Below are 21,068 nucleotides of genomic sequence, written 5' to 3' on the forward strand. Positions count from 1 at the left end.
CGCTGTTCGGCTTGACAAACGACAGATGGATCTGTCATGAAAATGAAAATGACTTTCAACATCGATGCGGCCCCTTCGTTTGCTCGACGCGAGCTCGCAGGTGTCGCCGCGTGCGCCTACGCAGCCGACGCGTTCCCTGACCTCGGGTTCCACGACGAAGAAGCGCGTCGCCTCGCCCGCGTGCTCGACGTCGAGCGCGCGGGCTTCACGGAGCAGGAGCTCCGCCCGCTCGCGACCCGCGCGCGCCTGGTGGACGACGTCGTGCGCGACTTCTTCCGCCGCCACCCGGAGGGGTTGGCCATCGGGCTCTTCTCCGGGCCGTGCACTCGGTTCTCGCGCGTCGACAATGGCCTGCTCCACTGGATCGACATCGACGTTCCCCGCGTGATCGCATGGAGGCTCCGGCGCGCCCCCGACACGCCGCGGTACGCGCTGGCCGCCGCGTCCCCTGGCTGCGATCACTGGATCGATCAGCTCTCCGATGCGCACGGCTGGCCCACGTTGATCCTCGGCCTCGGCCTCTTCTCCCAGCTCGGCCCCGAGCGGATCTCGGCCTTTCTGACCCAGGCCTCCCTGCGCCTCGCGACAGGCGTGGAGCTCCTGCTCGACGCGACCCCGTGCCTCCGCCTTCGTGCCTCCGCGGCGAGGGGCGCGCGTCACGTCGAGCTCCATCGAGAGGGGGGCGGCGTCGAGACGTTCCCGTGGTTGCGGGTCCTCGACGAAGACGACTACCCCGAGCCGCTCGGCGCCCGGGTCCGGACCACGAACGGACTCGCGCGCTTCCTTCGAAGATCGCAGCTCCCCATCCTCCGCCACCTGCGGCGCGTGTGACCCCTCCAGAACAGGACCAGGAAAGAAGACAAAGGATCTCGATGAACATCCACGAATCCGTTGACGCACCGGCGCCGGACGGCGCCGCGATCTGCCCTCGCGACGCGCGCGCCTCTCTGGGGAGGTCCTCGACATGAGCCGTTACACGGGACCTCGCGTGAAGGTCATGCGCGCGCTAGGGGTCGAGCTCCCCGGGCTGTCGACGAAGAAGACCGAGCGCCGGCCTTACCCGCCGGGGCAGCACGGCCAGGCCCGCAAGAAGCTCAGCGAGTACGCCCTGCGGCTCCGCGAGAAGCAGAAGATCCGGCTCAACTATGGCCTCACCGATACGCAGCTTCGGACGCTCATGCTCGAGGCGCGCAGGAGCAAGATGGCCGCCGGGGCGAAGCTCATCGAGCTGCTCGAGCGGCGGCTCGACAACGTGATCTTCCGCGCGGGCTTCGCGCGCACCATCCCGGCCGCGCGACAGCTGGTGACCCACGGGCACGTGCTCATCGACGGAAAGCGCGTCGACATCCCCTCCTACCGGGTCCGCGCCGGAGAGACGGTGAGCGTGCGAGATCAGCGGCGTGACCACCAGACCGTCGTGGCCGGCCTCGCGAGGGCGGACATGGAAGCGCCCACGTGGCTCGCGGTCGACAAGGACGCCCGGCAGGCGCGCGTGACCAGCCTGCCGGACGAGACGAGCATCCCATTCCCGATCGAGGTTCAGCTCATCATCGAGTACTACTCGCAGCGGCTGTGACGACGAGCGCGTGATCACGGCCGCCGGCCGGCGCGGTTCTCCGGGTCTTCGTCGAGCAGCTCCTCGATGTCGGCGGCAGCCTTGTCGAGGATCTTGACGGTGCGCGCGAGCACGGCCGGCGTGAGGCGGCCGCGGCGCATGGCGTGGCGCAGCAGCTTCATGAGCGAGCCGACGCGCTTCATGACGTCGCCGAAGTCCTCGGCGAAGCGCTCCCACGAGGTCTCGGCGAAGCGCTCGTAGAACTCGTCGACGTACTCGCGGTTCGCCTTGAGGTCCTCGCGTCCGGCGTCGGTGATCTCGTAGACCTTGCGCCCGTCGGCCTCGATGACGCGCGCGTGCCCGAGCTCCTCGAGCATCTGCAGCGTCGGATAGATGACGCCGGGGCTCGGCCTGTAGGCGTCGCCGCTGCGTTGCTCGATGGCCTGGATGACCTCGTAACCGTGGCGCGCTCGTTCGGCGAGCACGTCGAGGACGAGGTAGCGCACGCCGCCGCGGTCGGCCCGGAGCGGCGGTCCTCCGAACCAGTCGCCCCACCAGCCGGGCGGCCCGCCGCCGAAGCCCGGCCGACCTCTCCCGAACGGACCACCCCTGGGCCCTCGCGGGCCGGCGTGATGGTGGTGGCCATGGTGGTGGTGGTCACATCCCCAGAACATAGGTGAGCTCCTTCTCTGCTCGGCGTCGGACCGCCACGTCGGCGAGCACTCAGTTGCCGCGCGCGTGGGCGGACCGCCCGGCCTTGCGGGTCCGGGCAGCCCGCGGCGCCCGGTCCGATAGTCTAAAAGATATATCTAGACGATAGCTCTCGACGGACCCCTGTCAAGGGACGGGTCCGGTGCGGACCCGACCCGGGTTGAGGCGCGCGGACCCGACCGAGGTTGAGGCGCGCGGACCGACCCAGGTTGAGGCGCGCGGACCCGACCGCGGACCCGACCGAGGTTGAGGCGGGCGGACCCGACCGAGGTTGAGGCGCGCGCGACCCCGCGCGGACCCGACCGAGGTTGAGGCGCGCGGACCCGACCGAGGTTGAGGCGCGCGGACCCGACCCGGGTGGCCAGCCCGCCGAAATCGTGCGCTCGCCTCGGAGTTGCCGATATCGAGAAGGCAGAAGCGCGATTCCTGCATTGGTGGAATCTCACACCGCTGCGCCGGGCTCTCGATAACTCCGGCATGGCGCACGACGGCCTGGCCGCAGACCGGGTGGAAGAGGTCCGCCTCGAGGGCGGCGAAGCGATGTTGACCGCGCTCTACAACCCCGCCGAGGTCTATCTACAGACGTGGGAGCGCACGCTCGACCGCTGACCACTCCAGGCCGCTGACCACCGTGGGCCATCCAGGCGCGCTCTTCGCGCGGCTCACTGGAGCGCGTACTCCAGCCCCCAGATGTTCACCGAGCCCCGCTCGGGATAGTACACGGTGAGCTCGTCCGAGGTCTCGAGGCGGGCGGCGTCGATCAAAGGATCCGAGAAGAACCGGCCCGCGTCGGTGTCGTCGAGGAGCGTCCACGTCGCGTAGCCGTCGCTCGGCGACGCGCCGGCGATGCGCAGATCCGGGAGGATCGCGTAGACGTTCTCGGTGGAGGAGATCGCGAGCTTGCCCCGGAAGTTCTCGATGACCCGCAGGCCGAGCCCGTGGCGCGCCCACGTCCCGTCGGTGTCGCGCACGTAATGGAAGAACTCGCTGCGCGAGCGGGCGCTCGTGAAATTCGAGTTGTCGGCCTCCGCGTCGGGGAGGTGCGAGAGCAGCACGTGGACCCGGCCGCTCGCGTCGACCGCCATGTGCTCCTGGTTGATCAGCCCCCGGTTCTGGCCGATGGGCCACACGGAGAGGCCCGTCGTGCTCCGGGTCACGAAGGACGCGCCCGTCGTCGCGACCTTCTCGCCCGCGTTGTTCATCCAGGTGCGCCCGTGATCGTCGCTGTACACGTACAGGAGGTCGTGGTTCGTCGTCGCGTCGGGCGTGTCTCGCCAGCACCACGCCGCGTGCAGCCGCGAGCCGCCGCGCGTGTACGCCAGGCCGTGCAGGTAGGCGTTCATGCTGGCGTCCGTGCCCTCGATGTACTCGCCGAGCGAGCGCCAGGCGTGCGTCGCCGCGTCGTACTCCCACAGGTGCTCGTCGCCGCTGCCGCTCTCGCCGATCCGGGCGCTGAACAGGAGCTTGTCCCCGCCCGGCTCGGTGACGAACCGCGGGTACGTGACGAGCCGCACGGTGTTCGAGCCGACCAGCGCGCTCGAGACGGCGCTGAAGCTCGCGGCGGCCCACGCGGCGCCCTCCGGATCGGTCAAGAGACCCGTGACCGAGCGGCGGTAGTGCAGCGTGCTGCCGTGGTGATCGAACGCGAGGTGCAGCGTGCCGTCGCCCGGCGCGATCCCGAGAGAGATCGTGTTGTGGGCGTCGTCGGCGCTCAGCCGGTGGTCGGTGAAGTCGAACTTCTGCCAGGATCCGGCGGCTCCACCAGGGCTGGCCGGCAGCTCGCGGCGCGCGAGCACGACGTTGCGGTTCCTGTTCCAGAAGGCCGTGTACTGGTAGCCGTTGAAGGACACGATCGCGTCCTGCTGGAACGACTCGCCGTTCACGTAGCCGCCATAGGACACCACGGTGAGCCCCGACTCCGCGAGCTTCCCCTCGCCGCGCTTGACGATCCCGGGCGCGACCGGCTCCGCGCCGCCGGCGCCGGTGGTCGAGCTTGTCGCGATGACTCCACCGCTTCCCGTGCTGCCCGCGCCCCCCGCGGCGACCCCGCCGGTGCTGCTGCCGCTCGCGCTGGCGGCTCCGGGGGCCGCCCCTCCCGCGCCATGGCCGCCCCCGGTCGCGCCGCTGACGGCGGCGCCGCCGCTCGAGGCCGAGTCGCCGGGCGGCGGGGCGGGCTCGCCGTCGCCGCAGCTCGCCAGCCAGCCGACCGACGAAAGAACGAGCAGCAGGGAGAAGGAAAGGGGATTGGTCATGCGTCTGCCCGGCGATACTGCCGTTCAGCGGCGGCGCCAAGCGGCGCCGGCTTCCATCTCTCCGGGGCCGCCCTGCACAACGCACGATGAGGGTACCGGGCGCAGCTCGTGGCGAGTCTGGAACTGGGCCCCCGAACTGGAACGGCACAGCCCTGTTGCATGGAGGGCCCGATGATCGCCTCTCTCCAAACACGTGTCCGCGAAGGAACTCGCGCTCCCTGCGTGCGCAACGTCCACGGCGCTCGCCCTCCTCACCCCCCCTGAATCGCCTCTCCCGGTCTCCTCGACGCGGGTGCGTCCCCAGGTGACGCGACCGCGAGCACGCGCCTTGCCGTGAGGGCGCGAAACACCGCCGCGCGCGCCCTGCGCCGCGCGGCGCCGGACGCGCTGCCCGCGCGGCGAGGAACATCATGTCCAGCCTGAGCACGGAGAGCACACCCCGCGAGCGCCTGGATCGCGCGATCAGCGTCCTCGGCCGCGTCCGGATGTACTGGCGCGGGGTGGCCGCGATGATCGCGGTCGGGCTCTCGATCTCCCTCGCCCTGGCGCTCACCACGAAGCGGGTGTGGCGGAGCGAGGCCACCCTCCTCTACCGCGAGACCATCCAGACCGGCCGCGACCCCCAGAGCAGCGCCGCGCGCGCGGCGCGCCTCGGGCCGAAGCTCAAGGACACGCTCACCGCGCGCGGGACGCTCGCCGGCGTCATCGAGGAATTCGGGCTCTACCCGGAGAAGACCGCCCGCTCGATGGTCGAGGCCGTCGAGGAGATGAAGAACCACGTCGGCTTCCGCGCGCAGAGCAGCGACACGTACGTGATCTCCTTCACCCACGACGACCCGCACGTCGCGCAGCAGGTCGCCGCCCGACTCACGCACATCCTGATCGAGGACTACCGCCGCGCCAGCGTCGGCGCGGCGACCATGACCCGCGACTTCCTCCGGGAGGAGCTCGCCGAGGCGAGCGCCAAGGTCGACGAGGCGAGCCGCGCGCTCGCGACGTTCCTCGCAAGGAATCCGCAGTTCCAGTGGGGCCTCAACGACTCCCCGTACGCGCCCACGCCCCAGCCGCTCGGCCCGCCCGGCGCCCCCGCGCCGGCGGCGGCGCGGATCGCGCCCGCGCAGCCCGCTCGCCCCGTCGATCCGCAGCTCGCCGCGCTCGAGCGGCAGCTCGCCCGGGTCGAGGCGCTGCTCGGGGCCGGGCGGTCGCCCTCGGCGGCGCCGGGGCAGCCGCTGCCCCACAGCGTCGTCGAGGCGCAGCGGGCCCGCGACGCGGCGGCCGCGGCGGTCGCGTCGGCCGAGGCGGCGCTCGCCGAGAAGCTCACGACCGTGACCCCGCTCCACCCGGACGCCATCGCCGCGAAGCGCCGCGTCGAGGCGGCGAAGGGCCAGCTCGCGGCCGCCGAGAGCGCGCTCGGCCTCGTGCGCGCCGGCCTCACCGAGGTGCCGCGCGACGAGGCGCGCGCGCTCACGCCGCCGCGGCGCGCGGCGCTCGAGGCGGAGCGGAGCGCGCTGCTCCGGCAGATCGGGGGCCTGCGCGCGCGCGCCGGCGGCGGCGGCAGGGCGGCAGCGAGCGGCGATGCCCGGCGCCCCGCGACGGCGGGCGCGGGGAGCGCGGCGGACGGTGAGGCCCTGCGCGGATCGCGTGAGCCCGACCAGGGCGCCGAGGACCGCGTCATCGAGCTCGAGACCGAGTGGCACCGGCTCCGCCTCGATCTCGAGCGGGCGCGCGAGTACCTGAAGACGGCGCAGGCCAACGAGCGCGCCGCGAACCTCTCCGCGGACGCCGCCGAGGACAAGAGCGAGACCGAGCTCGACATCCTCGACCCGGCCTACCTGCCGAGCCGCCCCGATCGCGGGCGGGGCCGCGTCCTCTTCGCGGGCGCCGCGGTGACGTTCTTCTTCGCGCTCGGCGTCGCCGGGGCCCGGGTGCTGCTCAACGACACGCTCTACGACGGCGGCGACATCCACGCGCTCGGCGGCCCCGCCCTGCTGGCCGCGATGCCGGAGCTCCCGGCGCGCCCCCCGCTCCGCGAGCGCGCGATCGTCTCCGCGTACGGCCCCGACCCGTCGAGCGCGCCCGGGTACGCCGACGAGCCATCGAGCGCGCCCGGCCGCGGCGCCGAGCCGTCGAGCGCGCCCCCGCACATCACGGAGCCGCCCCACGCGCCCCCGGATCCGGACGCCGACCCGCCCGATCTCGGCCCGGAGGACGCGTTCTCCGACGACCTCGATCTCGACGGCGCCGACGTCCTCCCCGGGTCGTCCTGGAGCGCGCCCGCGCTCGCCTGCGTGGGCGCGCGCCCCCTCTCGGTTGCGCCCAGCGCCGCGTTCGGCGAGCCCGAGGTGGAGATCCTCGGCGCCGACGTCGACCCCGAGGGGTACGGCGTCTTCGAGCTGCTCCGCGGCGCGCCCGCGGCGGCGCTCGCGGCGCTCCGGGTCCTCCGGCACCGGCTCGACCAGCGTCGCGGGGGCGAGCCGCTCGCGGTCGCGGTGGTGAGCCCCGGCCGGGCCGAGGGCAAGACCGCGCTCGCGACCCGGCTCGCGATGACGCTCGCCGAGGCCGAGCGCGCGCGCGTCCTGCTCGTCGAGGGCCACCTCGCGCGCCCCCGGGTCGCGGCGCTCCTCGGCCTGCGCCTGCCCGCGCGCGCGGGCTTCTCCGAGCAGCTCCGGCGGCGCATGGCGGGTCAGGCGCGCCCGCTCGGCGTCGTCGCCCTCAGCCCGTCGCTCTCGGTGCTCGCGGAGCCGTCGCTCGAGGCGAGCTACCCCGAGGCGCTCCACTCGGTCCACTTCGAGGCCGCGCTGCGCACGCTCCGGCGCTACTACGACTACGTGGTGATCGACGGCCCGCCGGTCCTCGGCTCGGGCGACGCCAACGTCATCGAGGACGCCTCCGACGGCATCCTCCTGGTCGCGCGCGCCTCGGTGACGCGCGCGTCCTCGCTCACGCGGGCCGCCGAGCAGATCGGCGAGCGCCGCATCCTCGGCGTGGTCCTGAACGACGTCGCGCCGCGGCCGGTCGCGAGGAAGCGGATCGAGGTGGAGGCGCCGGCGACGTAGCGCGGCCTCCGTCCTTCAGCTCTCCCGCGGCAGGAACGTCCCGTGGTACGTCTGCGGCGAGGCGTGGGGCAGGTGGATCCGCGCCAGCGGCCCGTCGTCGAGGTGCGCCGCGTCCCAGACGTGGACGGCGCTCTTCCTGGCCTTCACGTCGGTGATCAGGGCGAGCACGTGGCCGTCCCCCTCCGCCGCGCCGGGAGAGCGCGGCACGAACACCGGCTCCGAGGGCAGCTCGTGCCGCGCGAGCGGCGCCCGGGTGACCGCGCCCGACCCGAGCTCGACGCGGGCGACGCCGTTGCCGTGCCGGTCCTCGTCCCGCCCCGCCGTGGCGAGGAAGACCACGTCGTGCCGCTCCCCCTCGACCCGCGGGTCGCAGCGCGGGAACTCGCCGAGGACGCCGCCGAGGTCCTCCGCCACGAGCTGCTCGCGCGCGGCGCGCACGCGGTGGCGCACGAGGACGCCGATCTCGACCGAGGAGTTCTCGGGCCGGTCCGTGTCCTTGCCGATGGCGCCGAGCGTGCCGAGCCCGGGGTAGCGGACGAGGTCGACGACGAGGTCGTCGCCGTCGTCGTAGGCGTTCGCGAAGTGCCACTGGAAGAACGCGTCGACGCGGAAGCGGCGCACGCGGGAGACGTCGTCGATGTCGACCACGATCACCTCCGTGCCCCGGCGCGGCTCGTAGCGCACCCAGGTGTCGAAGCCTCCCCAGTGCAGGAGCGCGCGCGCCACCCGGATGACCGCGGGCGAGACGAAGAAAACGAGGTGCCGCCGGGTGGCGCAGAAGTCGTGGAGCATCACCGGCGCCGGCAACGGCACCGCGCCGAGCGCGCGCGCGCGCCCCTCGTCGTCGACCGCATAGAGGTCGAGCTGGGGCGTGCGGCCGTACCGGACGCCGAAGTTGTAGCTGGTCTTCCGGGCAGCGACGCGGTGCGGGTGGGCCGAGAAGGTGGGGCCGAGCGCGCCGCCGAGATCGCTCTCGCCCAGGGTGTCGAGGGTCGCTGGGTCGAGCTCTGTCGGCCTGGCGCTCTCGACGAGCGCGAACAGACGGCCGCCGGCGACGAAGGCGCTCGTGTTCGCGACGTTCTTGCGGTCCTTGCCCTGGAGGGCGCGGAGCACGCGCCTGGGCCAGGACAACGTCGAGCCGTAGAGGCGCCGGCCAGCCGCGAGCTCCTCGACGAGGCCGCGGCTGCGCACCAGGCGGTGCGCGCCCTCCGCCCGGCCGCCCGAGAGCCGCACGGCGAGCATGCCCCCGTCCGCCTGGAAGGGGTGCGGCGCGCGGACGCCGAAGAGGGTGGCGCGGGCCGGGCCCACGCGAAACAGCGTGCCCTCGAGTCCTTCGGGCAGCGCTCCCTCGACCGCGAGCGGCGTGAAGCCGTACTCGGCCTCGAGGTCGGTCAGGTGATCGAAGGCGCGCGCCCCGCGCGCGGCCTCCGGGGAAGCGCGGCCCGCGCCGGCGAAGGCAGCGTCGAGGGCGGCGTCGGGGACGGGGGCGGACAGGGCGATGGACATGGAACCTCCGGTGGGGACGGATGTAATCATCGATCACATCGCGTTCGGGTAATGTAATCGATGATTACATCGGCGCAAGCTGGATCGTGCGGGGCGGCGTCGCCGGGCGTCCTCGGCCCTCTGTGCCGCCGTTGTTCGCGTCGGAGCGGCGGTCTCCTGCTTGACGCCGCCGTTCGTCCCCTGGAAAGGGCGGCATGCCTCCGGGTCGAAAGCGCGTCGAGGAGCCGCCTGTGAAGCGGCCTGTGAAGAAGAGGGCGACGCCATCGAAGAAGACCGCGAAGCCGCCTGCCGGGCGGGCGCCCTCGAAGCGTGCGGCGCGCGGCTACCACCATGGCGACCTCAAGCGGGCCCTCGTGGACGCGGGGCTGGCGCTCCTCGAGGAGAGCGGCGTCGACGCCGTGCGGGTGCGGGAGGCGGCGCGGCGGGTCGGCGTCTCTCCGGCCGCGCCGTTCCGCCATTTCCCCTCGCGGGAGGACTTCCTGCGCGAGGTCGCCCTGGCCGGGATCGAGCGGTTCGAGCTCGCCTCGGCGGCGGAGATCGCGGCGGCGACCTCCCCGCTGATGCGCTTCCGCGCGCTCGGGCTCGCGTCGGTCCGGTTCGCCCTGGAGCACCCCGCGCTCTTCGAGCTCCTGAAGGGCCCCGCCTTTCGCGGCGACCCGGAGGGCGCGCGCGCGCTCCTGGCCGCCCAGGACGAGGCGCAGGCGCGGCTGCGGAGGATGATCGAGGAGGCGCGGGAGCACGGCGAGCTGCGCCCGACCGATCCGATCGTCACGGAGGTCGCGGGCCGCGCGATGGTCTACGGGCTCGCGCGCATGTTCATCGACGGGCAGCTGCCGCGCGAGGGCGCGATGGAGCTCACCGAGGCCGTCTTCGAGGTGCTCGGCGAGGGGCTGGCGCAGGCGCCGGTCGGGGGGGCACGGTCGGATTGAAAAGAAGAGGCCGCAAGGGAGAGAAGGGAGAGCTGAGGGAAAGAAGCTCTGGCGCGACGGCGCCTTTCTTCTCACTCCATCTCTTTTTCCCCATCTCTCCTTGCGTCCCTTGCGCCTTGCGGTCCTCTTCTCTCCTTCTCCAGCTCCCGTCAGCCGAGCTTGAAGTTGATCGACTTCGGCCGCGTCAGGTGGAGGAACCCGAGCGTCGAGAGCGTCGCGCCCTTGCCGGTGTTCTTCGTGCCCGTCCACGGGAGCGCCGGATCCAGCGTGTCGCACTGGTTCATGTAGACCGTGCCGACCTCGAGCTCGGCCGCGAGCCGCGCCGCGCGCTCCCGGTCGCGCGTCCAGATCGACGCCGTGAGCCCGAGATCGCTGTCGTTCATCAGCGCGAGCGCCTCCTCGTCCGACGAGACGGGCACGATCGGCAGCACCGGCCCGAACGACTCGATGCGCATCACGTCGAGATCGGGCGCCGTGTCGACGAGGAGCGTCGGCTGGAAGAAGCGCCCGCGCCCGTCGACCTGCGTCGCCCGCCCGCCGCAGAGCGCCCGCGCTCCCCGCGAGAGCGCCTGCTTCACCTGCGCCTCCAGGAACGCCGGCGCGTTTGGCTGCGCCATCGGCCCCAGGTTGGTGCCCTCGTGGGTCGGATCGCCGAGGACGTAACGTTTCATCAGCTCGAGCGCGGCCTCCACGAAGGCGGGATAGAGATCGCGGTGGACATACGCGCGCTCGACCGCGCAGCAGCTCTGTCCGGCGTTGTAGCAGGCGCCGTCGACGATCCCGTCCACCGCCTTCTCGAGGTCCGCGTCCGCCGCGACGTACGCGCCGTCCTTGCCGCCGAGCTCCAGGCCGGCGTCGACCGCGACCTTCTTCGACGTCGCCGCGTAGATCCTGCGTCCGCCTTCGACGGAACCGGTGAATCCGACGTAGTTGACGCGCGGGTCCGCGGCGATGCGCTCGGACGTGGGGTGGTCGCAGTGGAAGGCCTGCACCACGCCGGGCGGCGCGCCGGCCTCGGCGAACGCCGTCGCGAAGTGCTCCCCGCAGAGCGGCGAGCGGGGCGAATGCTTCAGCAGCACCACATTGCCCGAGAGCACCGCGGGGATGACCACGTTCACCGCGGTGAGGAGCGGATAGTTCCAGGCGGGGAGGTTGAACACCACGCCGAGCGGGGCGCGCACGATGCGCCGCTCCATCCCCTGCTGCTCGGGGAGGACAACGTCCGCGAGCGAGGCCTCGGCGATCGAGATCATGTGCCGAGCTCGCTTGGCCATGCCCGCGATCTCATTGCGGGATTGGCGCAGCGGCTTGCCCATCATCCGGGTGATGTCGGCCGCGATCGCCGGCGCGCTGGCCTCGATGCGCTCGACCGCGCGCAGGCACAGGGCGGCGCGCTCGGCGAAGGGGGTGCGCGCGAAGCTCCGCGCGGCGGCGGTCGCTGTGTCGAGGAGCCGGTCGACCTCGGACTCATCGGCGAGGGGCCGGCGGGCGGCTTCTTCGAGGGTATAGGGGTTGTCGATCACCAGGTCGGGCATGGCGGGGGAGATTAACCCAGTTCCCTGGGGGGCCAAGCGTCGTCTAGACTCGGGGCGAATGCGCGCCATCGCGGCAGGTCTATCGGACGTCGGCAGGGAGCGGGTCCACAACGAGGACCGATACATCCTGCTCCCCGAGTTCAACGTCTACGTCGTCGCGGATGGCATGGGCGGCCACGAGGCCGGCGAGGTCGCGAGCCGGATCGCCGCGAGCGCCATCGCGGGCTACTTCCGCGAGGCGAACGGCAAGCGCCGCAAGGCGTCCACCGGCGATCGGCTGCGCGCCGCCGTGACGTACGCGAACGCACGCATCTTCGCGCACGCCGACGATTCCCGGTTCTACCGCGGGATGGGCACCACGGTCGTCGCCGCGGCGTTCGCGCCGCGCGAGCGCAAGTTCTACGTCGCGCACGCGGGCGACAGCCGCTGCTACCTGCTGCGCCGCGGCGGGATCGCGCAGCTCACCCGGGATCACTCGCTCATCGCGGACGCGCTGCTCGAGCGGCCCGATCTCACCGAGAGCGACCTCGCGTACCTGCCCCGCAACGTGATCACGCGCGCGCTCGGCATCGGCCCCAGCGTCGACGTCGACCTGCGCGCCGAGCGCGTCGAGCCCGGCGACGTCTTCCTCCTCTGCTCCGACGGCCTGCATGGGCTCGTCGACGATCGCGAGATCGCGCGCATCATCGAGGACAACGCCGTGCTCGCCGACGCGTGCTGCAAGCTCATCGACTGCGCCAACGAGAACGGTGGCCGCGACAACATCACCGCCGTGCTCATCCGGATCGAGGAGACCGCGGCCGCGTCGTGGAGCCAGCGCCAGGGCGCGAAGACCCGCAACGCGCGGTAGCGCGCGCGATAGCATCCGGAGACGCACGGAAGGGCCGAGGAGCGCGCCGCGTCACCATGCGATCGCCTCCGCTCGCGCCCCCCGCTGTGTGCAGTTGGGTTGAAGAAACGCGAGGTCATTCGATGCGAACCACGTGGATCGGGATGGGGCTCTTCGTCGGCGCGCTGCTCGCCTGGGGCTGTGGCGGCGAGTCGGCGCTCGGCGAGGCGTGCGAGGAAGAGGGCGTCGACGGCGAGTGCGAGGACGGGTCGGTCTGCGGCAAGCCCGACGACAGCGCGGCGCTCCAGTGTCTGAAGACCTGCGTCGAGCAGACGGACTGCCCCGCGGACCAGGAGTGCAACGGCATCTCTGGCTCGGCCCTCAAGGGCTGCAGGCCGAAGTAGGGGAGGGGAAGGCGCGCTGCGCAGCGCGGGTGGCGTGCGGCGCAGCGCGGCGCGGCGCGGCGAGCCGGGCGCTGCTCGCCGGCGCGCCGCTCAGAGCACGCCGGCGGCCGCGCGATCGAGCAGGCCGTCCATCACCGCGAACAGCTGCCGGTTGCCGTCCTGGGAGTAGCCCGCGAGCTTCTCCTCGCAGGCGGGGATGGCCTTCACGAAATCCAGGATGACCGCCGGATCGTCGAGCGAGTCGGCGGCGCGGCCGAACCCCTCGCGCTCGAGGTAGCGGGCGTTGAGCACCTGCTCGAACTGGCGCCCGAGGGGGACGGCGAGCATCGGCTTGCGCAGGTAGACCGCCTCGCCCATCAGCGTGAACCCGCCTCCGGCGATGACGGCGCGGCACGAGGCGAGATCGTCGATGAAGCCGTCCTCGCTGAAGGGGCGGTAGCGCAGGTTCCCCTCGACCTGCTCCTCCTGGATGTTCCGGCGCATCCCGTAGATGCGGCACTCGAGCCCGGTCCTCGCGAGCGTCTCCGAGAGCGCGTCGTTCCCCTCGGCGGTCTGGTAGACGAGCAGGTGCTCTCCGGGGCGGCGGTTCGCCGCGATGATCTCGGGGCGGAGGATCGGCGGCACCAGCGTGGTGTCCTGCTTGCGGACCGGGGGGCGGAAGAACGTGGCGATGACGTAGTGTTTGCAGAACGGCAGCTTGCTCTTCACGAACGCGCGCGTGATCTGGAACTCCGCCTCGTGGCCGGCGAGGATCTCCGGGCCGTGCGTGCACCGGTTGATGATCTGCATGTTGTCGACCGACAGGATCGGCAGCCGGTGGAGCTTGGCGTAGAGGTACGTCCACGACTCGAAGTCGCTGACGGTGAGCTCGGGGCGAAAGTCCTTGATGAGCTCGAAGTACGCGGCGATGTTCCTCGGGATGCCCGTCGCGCCGGAGAGCACGTTGGACCAGAGCGTCTTGCCGCGCCGGACCCGGTTCTCCTCGTAGATCATGTGGAGGCCGTGGATGCGGTTCACCCCTGCGAAGCGCTTCGACAGGAAGTCGGTCGCGCGGCCCGACGCCATGATCTCGAGCTCGTGTCCCTGCGCGAGCAGGTGTTCGATCACGACGCGCGAGCGCATGGCGTGCCCCATCCCTTCGCCGACGACGCCATAGAGGATCTTCATGACGAGCGAGTGTAGCGGGGGCGACCCCGGCTCCGGAAGGGATCGGCGGCGGATCTGGAGCGAGCTCTTGCCGCTCGAGGTGGTGCGCGCCCCGCGGACGCTCGCGCTCTTGCGGCGCCACGGCCTGGAGCTCTCGGTCGCCGTGCGGCCGGAGACGGCGGCCGGGCTGCCCGATCTCGCGGCGGCGTGCGCGGACGCCGGGGTGGCGGTCGCGGTGTGGCCGATGATCGAGGACGAGGCCGGGCGCTGGGCGAGCGCGGGCAACGCGGTGGCGTTCGGCGCGTTCGTCGCGCGGCTGCTCGAGGCGCTCGACGCCCGCGGCCTCGCTGCGGCGGAGGTCGTGTTCGATCTCGAGCCGCCGATCGAGGACGTGCGCCGCGCGCTCGCGGGCGGCCGCGGCGCGCTCGATCTGCTCCGCGGCGGGCGCGCGGGAGCGGGGTTGAGCCCGCGGTGGCGCGACGCGGAGCGCGCCTATGCCGGGATGGCCGCGGCGCTGCACGCGCGCGGGGTGGCCACCTCGGCGGCGATCGTGCCGCTCGTCCTGGCCGACGGGCCGTCGCGCGGCTGGGAGCGCCTCCTCGGGACGCCCGTGTCGGCGCCGCCGTGGGGGCGCGTCGGCGCGATGCTCTACACGTCGCTGCTGGAGGGCTACTCGCGGGGCGCGCTCGGCCGGGCGGACGCTGTCGCGCTGCTCGCCTCCGGGTGTCGCGCCGCGGTGCGGCGGTTCGGATCGAGGGCGGGCGTCTCGCTGGGCGCGGTCGGCATGGGCGCGCTCGGCGACGAGCCCGTCTACCGGTCGCCCGACGAGCTGCGCGAGGACGTCGCGGTCGCGGTGGCGGCCGGGGTCCCGGATCTCGCGCTGTTCGACCTCGGCGGCGTGCTGGCGCGTCCCCCGGCCGAGGCCTGGCTTGAGGCGTTCGTGTCCCCGCCGATCGACGCGCGCCTCCCCCGGTCGACGCTGCGCGCGCGCGGCGTGGCCGCGGCCGCCGCGCTCGTCGGGCGGGCGGCCGGCCGCGCGCGCCGGAGCGATCAGCCGTGATGTGACTTGCCCTGGCCGCGGTAGCGCTTCCAGTGATGTCGCTTGTTCTTGTTCTTCGGTCTGCTGTTGCTGGAGCCGCCGATAGACGTCTTCTTGGTGGACAACGACATGCGCGCTTCATGGCGCCGGGACGGAGCGAGCGAAAGGGGCCCGGACGGCACGAAGATCGAGAGATTCTTGGCGTTCTTGATCAGGTTGCTCGATCCCCTCGGACCCAATCACCAGAAGCTCGAACCGCCCGCGCTTTGTCGGCTGGTTGAAGATTTGGCAGCGCACGAGAACGCGCGCTCGTCCTGTCGACCACGCCGGGTCGGTGCGCCTGCGGAAAGCGCCCCAGTCCTGCGACCCCGCGCAGCGCAGAGGGGTTGAGGTGCGATCGGACGCGATGAGAAATGAATCCTTCTTCCGGTGCGCACATTGACGTTCGTTGCGCATCGTGTGATAGGTTGGTGCGATTCGAATTGGTTTATCTTGAGCGCCGTTGCCGCGTCCCGAGGTTCGTTCTTGATCCCGTGATGGGGAAGAATTTGAACCACAGAGGCACAGAGGGCACAGAGGGAAGAGAGGATAAGAATTTTTCTCTCTCTCTCTCTCTCTCTCTCTTCTGACCTCTGTGCCCTCTGTGCCTCTGTGGTTCCTTCTCTCTCTCTCTCTCATGATCCATGGACAAACGCCGGCGACGCGGCACCAGCTTGACTTGATGGAGGTGCCTGTGAATCGAAGCAATCGGTGGGTCCTTCGCGCGACCCTGGCGACGTCCACCACGGCCGCGTGCGCCCGCAGGGGAATGGCGCTCGGCCTGGCGCTCGCGGCTGCGGCCTGCTCGACCGCGGGGGACACCGGCGGGAGCGTGGATGCCGGCGATCGCGGCGACGCGCTCACCGAGAGCGCCGCGTCGGGGACAGGCGGCGCGCTCGCGACAGGGGGAGCCTCCGAGGCGGGCGCCGGGGCCAGCGACGCGGGGAGCTCCGGGATCACCGGGAGCGGCGGGGCTGGCGGTGACGGCGCCGCGGGGACCGCGTCGAGCGGCGGCGCGACGGGCGACGGGGGATCGCCGGGAGAGGGCGGCGGCGCGGGAGGCGGCGGCGCCGGAGTGCCCGACACCTGCAGCAGGGCCGCCGCCTGCGGCACGCACAAGTGGGCGTGCTGGCCGATGCCGAACCCCGCGGGCAGCGGCCTGCCCAACCCGGCGAGCTACGGCGATGTCGGAGGGGGCGTGGTGCGCGACAACGTCACGTGCCTCGAATGGCAGCAGAGCCCTCCCTCCGAGGCGTACACGTGGGACCAGGCGATCCGCTATTGCGAGGACCTGACGCTCGGCGGGCACTCCGACTGGCGTCTTCCCACGCGCATCGAGATGACGTCGATCGTGGACTTCACCCTGAGCCCGGCCATCGACAGGGCCGCATTCCCGGGCGCGCGGGGGGGATTCCACAAGACGTCCTCCGACTGGATCCTCACGATCCGTCAGGCCGGCGCCGGGGCCGGCCGCGACTATGCCTGGGCCTTCAACATGAGCGACGGGATCGTCAGCAACGCCTACTCCAAGGCGACGGCGGCGAGCCTGCGCTGCGTGCGCGGCAACGGCGAGGGCGAGGCGCCGAGCAGCCCGGCCGTGGCGCCGCCCGATCAGTACGCCGTCGTGTCGGCCGGCGAGGTGATGGATAAGTATACCGGGCTGATCTGGCAGCAGGGCTATTCGCCCACCACGATGAGCTGGGCCGACGCGGCGAGCTACTGCGAGACGTTCGGCCTCAACGATCACGCCTGGCGCTTGCCGAGCATCCGGGAGCTGGCGACCCTGGTCGACGAAGCGCAGGTGGCGCCGTCGATCAACCGGGCGATGTTCCCCGACACGCAGTACGGCGCCCGCAGCAACGACTGGTACTGGGGCTCGCACGAGGCCGCGAGGAACGCGCCGGCGGCGTGGGCGCTGAACTTCGACGACGGCTTCACCGGGTTCAACGCCGGCGCCAGCGGCAAGTGGAACTATTTCACCGAAGCGTGGGTGAAGTGCGTGCGCTGAGCGCGGCGTGGCGCTGAGCGCGGCGTCGCGGCCGCCGGCTCGGGAATACGGAGAGATTTCAACGCAAAGGCGCAAAGGCGCAAAGGCGCAAAGGCGCAAAGGCGCAAAGGCGCAAAGGCGCAAAAAGTGTAATCGTGCTGCATTTTTGCGTCCTTGCGCATCTGGCATCGTTGTGTCGACCCGCTCTCCAGTCTGCGGGGCAGATCCCTGGCGTGATTGCTGCCCCACGGTACTAGCCTGTGCGGGTGAGCCCGAACGCGCTGCCAGCCCGCCCCCGCCTCGCCGCCCACGTGCTCGCGCGGCGCCACCTGGTCGGCGAGGAGGAGCGCATCATCCTGCACGACCTCCGCACCGGCGAGCTGCTCCAGCTCGGCCCGCGCGAGTGGGGCCTGCTCTCCGCGGCCGACGGCACCCGCGACGTCGAGGGCATCGTGATCGCGGCCGCCCGCGAGGGCGCGCCCGCGCGCGTCCCGGCGGCGCAGGCCTTCTTCGCGCAGCTCCACGCCGCGGGCCTGCTCGGCTGCGAGGACGCCGGCGAGGACGCGGCGCCCTCGGCGTCCGCGGCGCCCAGGCCCTCCGCGCTGCCCGTGGCGCCCGCGCTCGACGCGGGGGCGCGCGACCCCCGCGAGCGCCCGCTCGAGGTATTGCCCGATTTCAGCCTCCACTGCGATGGCAGCGGGAGCTGCTGCCGCATCTACGCCTCGATCCTCTTCGATCCCGAGGAGGCCGCACGGGCGCGGGCGCTGCGGCCCGAGGTGCTGAGCGGCGGCGCGCGGCACGAGCGCGCCTTCACGCCGGAGCGCGGAGCGTGGCCGTGCGCCGCGTCCGTGGTGGCGATGCGGGACGGCCGGTGCGCCTACCTGGAGGGCGAGGGCGGCGTGGGGCGCTGCTCGCTCCACGCGGCCGGGGGGCCCGCGGCGAAGCCGCTCGGGTGCCGCACGTTCCCGACCAGCTTCATCGACGACGGCGAGTCGATCCGGATCTCGGTCTCCGTGGAGTGCGCCTGCGTGCTGGCCAGCGTGGGCCGCCCCGGCGGCGCGCCGCTGATCGACCCGCGGCTGCGCGCGCGGGGCGATCTCGACGACCGCATCGACGTCGCGGCGCTCCCGGACCGCGCGGAGGTGGCGCCCGGCGCGACCGCCCCACGGGCCGAGCTCGTCGCGTGGTCGCGCCGCCTCGCCGCGGCGGCGCCGCCGCCCGACGTCGCCGCGGGCCTCTCCTCGCTCGCCGCCGCCGTCGAGGCCGAGGGCCTCACGGGAGACGCCATCGCGCGCTTCGAGCGGCCCGACCCGCTGGAGCCGGCGGCGCTCGGGCCCTGGCTCGCCGCGCTCCACCGGCGGGCCGCGCGGCGGGCGCGCGAGGACGCCGCCTGGCGGAGCGAGCGGGACCTCGCCCGGAGGGCCACGCAGTGGATCGCCGCCGCTACCTTCGCCCTGGCCGACCCCGACCTGCTCGCCGCGCTGCTCCTGTCACCCCCGCGCGCCCCCGACCGCGAGCGCTTCACCCTGCGCGCGGCGCTCCACGGCCACCGCCTGCTCGGCGCGCTGCCGCTCTCGCTCGCGCTGCGCGATCGCGCGGCGCGGCTCGTCGTGGCCCGGGCGCTGCCGCTGGTCTGCGCCGAGGCGGGCCCGGACGGCGACCCCGCCTGCGCCGAGCCGATCGCGCTCGTCGAGGCGATGCTGCGCGGCCACGGCCTCGACGCCTACGCCGCCGACATGGCGCGGGCGTCGTGATCGCGCCGGCCGGAGAGACATCTCGCCCGATCTTGTCGATAATGCGCCCGCGATGGACCAGCCGCCGCTCGACAACAAGACGGATTTCGCCGCGCACCCGCAGCTCCTCGTCGATCGGGACGGCGAGAAGCTGGTCACGATCGTGAAGGCGAGCTTCGAGCTCCAGGAGGACGGCGGCTTCGAGCTCGCGCCGCCCGAGCGCACGCGCGCGATCCGGTTCGCCGACCTGCCGTGGGAAAAGGAGAAGCCCGAGAGCGTCGCCTACCCGGCCGACATCTGCCTGTTCAAGCCGGCCACCGACGTGATCTTCGTGGCCAGGGCGTACGCGCCGAACGGCAAGCCGGCGCCCTCGTTCGACGTGCGCGTCGAGGTCGGCCCGCTCAGGAAGTCGCTGGTGGTGTTCGGCAGGCGGCTCTGGGTGGACAAGGGCGCCGCGCTCACCGCGCCGGGGCCGATCGACCAGATCGACATGCGCTACGACCACGCCTGGGGCGGCAGGGACGACGAGGACCCCGCGGCGATCCTCGAGGAGCCGCGCAACCCGATCGGCACGGGCGTCACGCGCGCGCCGGCCTCGCTCACCCACCAGCCGGCGCCGACCATCGAGGACCCGTCGTTCCCGATCCGGACCGCGAAGTCCGCGCCGCCGCCCGCCGGGATCGGGCCGATCGGCCGGCACTGGGAGCCGCGCCGCAGGTACGCGGGGACGTACGATCGGACGTGGCAGGAGCTCCGCGCGCCGCTCCTGCCCGAGGACTTCGACCACCGCTACAACCTGTGCGCCTCGCCGGGCCTGATCGCGGATCCGCCGCTCGCCGGCGGCGAGCCGGTGCGGGTGCTCAACCTCACGCCCGACGGGGCGCTCAGCTTCGAGCTCCCGAGGGTGCAGGTGGAGATCGAGTTCCAGGTGAAGGACCGCCCGCCGGCCGCCTTCGCGCCCCACCTCGACACGGTGCTCGTCGACCTCTACGCCACCGGCCCGCAGAAGCCGGTGGCCGTGGAGATGGTCTGGCGCGCGCACGTCAAGGCGCCCCGGCGGATGAAGGACGCGCGCGTCGTCGTGCGCGAGCGGGGGCGCGCGTGAGGCCCCTCGCCGTCATCGTCGCCGCGGGCGCCGTCACGCCCGTCGGGCTGCGGTCGATCGACACCGCCTTCTCGCACCGCGCCGCCGCGGCCGCGATGCGCGAGGCGCCGCTCCTCGACGCGAAGGGGGAGCCGGTCACGATGTGCTTCCTCCCCACGCTCGATCCGCTCGCCACCGGCGCCTCGCGCGCCGCCCTGCTCGGGGCCCGCGCGCTCGGCGAGGCGCTCGAGAAGCTCGGCCCCGCCGCGCGCGGGCTGCGGATGCAGATGGCCCTGTGCCTGGACGAGCACCTCGGGCAGCGGCAGCCCGGGGGCGAGGTCCCGGCGCAGCGGCTCGCCGCCGAGCTCGCCGCGCGCGCGGAGGCGCACGCGCCCGGGGTCTCGGTCAAGGTCGCCACGCGCGGCCCGGCCGGGCCGGGGTTCCTGCTGCCGGAGCTGTGCGACGCGCTCGCGCGCGGCGCGATCGACGCGGCGCTGCTCGGCGGCGTGCACACCGACTACGATCCCGCGCGCATCGCCGCGCTCGACGCCGCGGGCCGGATCTTCCGGTCCGACAACCTCGACGCGCTGATCCCCGGCGAGTGCGCGGCGTTCGTGGTCCTGATGCGCCCCGACGTCGCGCGCCGCGCCCAGCTCCGCGACCAGGGGCAGCTCGTCGGCCTCGCCACCGCGCACGAGCGGGCCCGCCCGGACAACGACGAATCGGCGTTCCAGGCCTCGGGCCTCACCGCCGCGCTCCGCACCGCGCTCGCGCCGCTGTCCGAGCGCGGGCTGCGCGCCGGCTGGATGCTCACCGATCTCACCTTCGAGACCTTCCGCCATTTCGAGCTCCAGGCCGCCTCGGTGCGCACGCAGCAGCTCTTCTGCGATCCACAGCAGGTCGAGAGCCCCGCGCAGCGGATAGGCCACCTCGGCGCCGCCGCCATGCCGCTGCACCTCAGCATCGCGTCCGAGGCGTTCGCGCGCGGCTTCGCGCCGCACCCCTGCGCGGTCTCCCTCGCCGGCAGCGACGGCGGGGAGCGCGCGGCGATGGTCGTCGTCGCGCCGGGCTGACGCCGGTACAGCGAGCGCCCCGACGCTTTCCGGCGGCGATTGCGGCGCCATTCCGACGCTGGCGCGGGCGCGCGCAGCAATCCGTCGCCGGCCGTGAGCTCCGCAAAATTCGGCTCCCACGCCCGTCGAAATTCCGCTCCCACGCCGCTTTCGCCGCGTCCGCGGGGCTTGGCGCCGCACGCCGATCGCC

At 73.0% G+C, this 21,068-nt stretch carries 17 protein-coding genes; 12 read left to right on the forward strand and 5 right to left on the reverse strand.

The annotated features are described in order from the left end of the window. Positions 1-48 precede the first annotated feature (48 nt). Together WME76_RS11730 and rpsD are read left to right on the forward strand one after the other, a co-directional pair. Complete coding sequence (locus WME76_RS11730; protein ID WP_437960224.1) at positions 49-831, forward strand: class I SAM-dependent methyltransferase; 783 nt, start codon at positions 49-51, stop codon at positions 829-831. A gap of 133 nt (positions 832-964) precedes the next feature. Then, positions 965-1,576, forward strand: coding sequence for a 30S ribosomal protein S4 (gene rpsD, locus WME76_RS11735; protein WP_437960225.1), 612 nt, complete (start codon positions 965-967; stop codon positions 1,574-1,576). A gap of 14 nt (positions 1,577-1,590) precedes the next feature. Here rpsD and WME76_RS11740 read toward each other — a convergent pair whose 3' ends face one another. Further along, the gene (locus WME76_RS11740; protein ID WP_437290879.1) at positions 1,591-2,229 is read right to left on the reverse strand and encodes a PadR family transcriptional regulator; all 639 of its coding nucleotides are present in this window, start codon (positions 2,227-2,229) and stop codon (positions 1,591-1,593) included. Positions 2,230-2,623: 394 nt separating this feature from the next. Here WME76_RS11740 and WME76_RS11745 point away from each other — a divergent pair, with 394 nt between their 5' ends. Further along, the gene (locus WME76_RS11745) at positions 2,624-2,875 is read left to right on the forward strand and encodes a hypothetical protein (RefSeq protein ID WP_437960226.1); all 252 of its coding nucleotides are present in this window, start codon (positions 2,624-2,626) and stop codon (positions 2,873-2,875) included. A 53-nt stretch (positions 2,876-2,928) separates the two neighbouring features. Here the strand turns inward: WME76_RS11745 and WME76_RS11750 are convergent, their stop codons facing one another. Further along, the gene (locus WME76_RS11750; protein WP_437960227.1) at positions 2,929-4,518 is read right to left on the reverse strand and encodes a BNR repeat-containing protein; all 1,590 of its coding nucleotides are present in this window, start codon (positions 4,516-4,518) and stop codon (positions 2,929-2,931) included. A gap of 410 nt (positions 4,519-4,928) precedes the next feature. On the opposite strand from WME76_RS11750, the gene WME76_RS11755 reads away from it, so the two are divergent. Then, a complete protein-coding gene (locus WME76_RS11755; protein WP_437960228.1) occupies positions 4,929-7,574 on the forward strand; it encodes a hypothetical protein in 2,646 nt (881 codons plus the stop codon). A 15-nt stretch (positions 7,575-7,589) separates the two neighbouring features. Here the strand turns inward: WME76_RS11755 and WME76_RS11760 are convergent, their stop codons facing one another. After that, on the reverse strand, positions 7,590-9,080 hold the full coding sequence (locus WME76_RS11760) for a carotenoid oxygenase family protein (protein WP_437960229.1): 1,491 nt from the start codon (positions 9,078-9,080) through the stop codon (positions 7,590-7,592). Positions 9,081-9,310: 230 nt separating this feature from the next. Here WME76_RS11760 and WME76_RS11765 point away from each other — a divergent pair, with 230 nt between their 5' ends. Next, positions 9,311-10,009, forward strand: a complete 699-nt coding sequence (locus tag WME76_RS11765; RefSeq protein ID WP_437960230.1) for a TetR/AcrR family transcriptional regulator — start codon at positions 9,311-9,313, stop codon at positions 10,007-10,009. A gap of 149 nt (positions 10,010-10,158) precedes the next feature. Here the strand turns inward: WME76_RS11765 and WME76_RS11770 are convergent, their stop codons facing one another. Next, positions 10,159-11,544: an aldehyde dehydrogenase family protein gene (locus WME76_RS11770; protein ID WP_437960231.1), complete on the reverse strand. Its 1,386-nt coding sequence runs from the start codon at positions 11,542-11,544 to the stop codon at positions 10,159-10,161. Between the two features lie 58 nt (positions 11,545-11,602). Here WME76_RS11770 and WME76_RS11775 point away from each other — a divergent pair, with 58 nt between their 5' ends. Both WME76_RS11775 and WME76_RS11780 read left to right on the forward strand, forming a co-directional pair. Beyond that, complete coding sequence (locus WME76_RS11775; protein WP_437960232.1) at positions 11,603-12,394, forward strand: Stp1/IreP family PP2C-type Ser/Thr phosphatase; 792 nt, start codon at positions 11,603-11,605, stop codon at positions 12,392-12,394. A 122-nt stretch (positions 12,395-12,516) separates the two neighbouring features. Further along, positions 12,517-12,777 carry a hypothetical protein gene (locus WME76_RS11780; RefSeq protein ID WP_437960233.1) on the forward strand — a complete coding sequence of 87 codons (261 nt, stop codon included), beginning with the start codon at positions 12,517-12,519 and terminating at the stop codon, positions 12,775-12,777. Between the two features lie 90 nt (positions 12,778-12,867). Here the strand turns inward: WME76_RS11780 and WME76_RS11785 are convergent, their stop codons facing one another. Continuing rightward, positions 12,868-13,944 carry an MJ1255/VC2487 family glycosyltransferase gene (locus WME76_RS11785; protein ID WP_437960234.1) on the reverse strand — a complete coding sequence of 359 codons (1,077 nt, stop codon included), beginning with the start codon at positions 13,942-13,944 and terminating at the stop codon, positions 12,868-12,870. Between WME76_RS11785 and WME76_RS11790 the strand changes: the two genes are divergently transcribed. The 5 genes from WME76_RS11790 to WME76_RS11810 all read left to right on the forward strand — a co-directional run bounded on the left by WME76_RS11790 (position 13,943) and on the right by WME76_RS11810 (position 20,878). After that, positions 13,943-14,983, forward strand: a complete 1,041-nt coding sequence (locus WME76_RS11790) for a hypothetical protein (RefSeq protein WP_437960235.1) — start codon at positions 13,943-13,945, stop codon at positions 14,981-14,983. The two genes, WME76_RS11785 and WME76_RS11790, sit on opposite strands and share 2 nt — an antisense overlap. 712 nt (positions 14,984-15,695) lie before the next feature. Then, positions 15,696-17,009, forward strand: a complete 1,314-nt coding sequence (locus WME76_RS11795) for a DUF1566 domain-containing protein (RefSeq protein WP_437960236.1) — start codon at positions 15,696-15,698, stop codon at positions 17,007-17,009. A gap of 245 nt (positions 17,010-17,254) precedes the next feature. After that, complete coding sequence (locus WME76_RS11800; protein ID WP_437960237.1) at positions 17,255-18,742, forward strand: YkgJ family cysteine cluster protein; 1,488 nt, start codon at positions 17,255-17,257, stop codon at positions 18,740-18,742. Positions 18,743-18,794: 52 nt separating this feature from the next. Then, positions 18,795-19,826 carry a DUF2169 family type VI secretion system accessory protein gene (locus tag WME76_RS11805; RefSeq protein WP_437960238.1) on the forward strand — a complete coding sequence of 344 codons (1,032 nt, stop codon included), beginning with the start codon at positions 18,795-18,797 and terminating at the stop codon, positions 19,824-19,826. Next, positions 19,823-20,878: a beta-ketoacyl synthase N-terminal-like domain-containing protein gene (locus tag WME76_RS11810; RefSeq protein WP_437960239.1), complete on the forward strand. Its 1,056-nt coding sequence runs from the start codon at positions 19,823-19,825 to the stop codon at positions 20,876-20,878. The genes WME76_RS11805 and WME76_RS11810 overlap by 4 nt, the downstream gene beginning before the upstream one ends. Positions 20,879-21,068 lie beyond the last annotated feature (190 nt).

Source organism: Sorangium sp. So ce119, assembly GCF_051524405.1.
GTDB classification, from domain to species: domain Bacteria; phylum Myxococcota_A; class Polyangia; order Polyangiales; family Polyangiaceae; genus Sorangium; species Sorangium cellulosum_G.

Coding starts and splice junctions, on each gene's coding strand:
- WME76_RS11730 (WP_437960224.1), top strand. CDS start 49: ATGACTTTCAACATCGATGCGGCCCCTTCGTTTGCTCGACGCGAGCTC.
- rpsD (WP_437960225.1), top strand. CDS start 965: ATGAGCCGTTACACGGGACCTCGCGTGAAGGTCATGCGCGCGCTAGGG.
- WME76_RS11740 (WP_437290879.1), bottom strand. CDS start 2,229: ATGTTCTGGGGATGTGACCACCACCACCATGGCCACCACCATCACGCC.
- WME76_RS11750 (WP_437960227.1), bottom strand. CDS start 4,518: ATGACCAATCCCCTTTCCTTCTCCCTGCTGCTCGTTCTTTCGTCGGTC.
- WME76_RS11755 (WP_437960228.1), top strand. CDS start 4,929: ATGTCCAGCCTGAGCACGGAGAGCACACCCCGCGAGCGCCTGGATCGC.
- WME76_RS11760 (WP_437960229.1), bottom strand. CDS start 9,080: ATGTCCATCGCCCTGTCCGCCCCCGTCCCCGACGCCGCCCTCGACGCT.
- WME76_RS11770 (WP_437960231.1), bottom strand. CDS start 11,544: ATGCCCGACCTGGTGATCGACAACCCCTATACCCTCGAAGAAGCCGCC.
- WME76_RS11775 (WP_437960232.1), top strand. CDS start 11,603: ATGCGCGCCATCGCGGCAGGTCTATCGGACGTCGGCAGGGAGCGGGTC.
- WME76_RS11780 (WP_437960233.1), top strand. CDS start 12,517: ATGCGAACCACGTGGATCGGGATGGGGCTCTTCGTCGGCGCGCTGCTC.
- WME76_RS11790 (WP_437960235.1), top strand. CDS start 13,943: ATGACGAGCGAGTGTAGCGGGGGCGACCCCGGCTCCGGAAGGGATCGG.
- WME76_RS11785 (WP_437960234.1), bottom strand. CDS start 13,944: ATGAAGATCCTCTATGGCGTCGTCGGCGAAGGGATGGGGCACGCCATG.
- WME76_RS11805 (WP_437960238.1), top strand. CDS start 18,795: ATGGACCAGCCGCCGCTCGACAACAAGACGGATTTCGCCGCGCACCCG.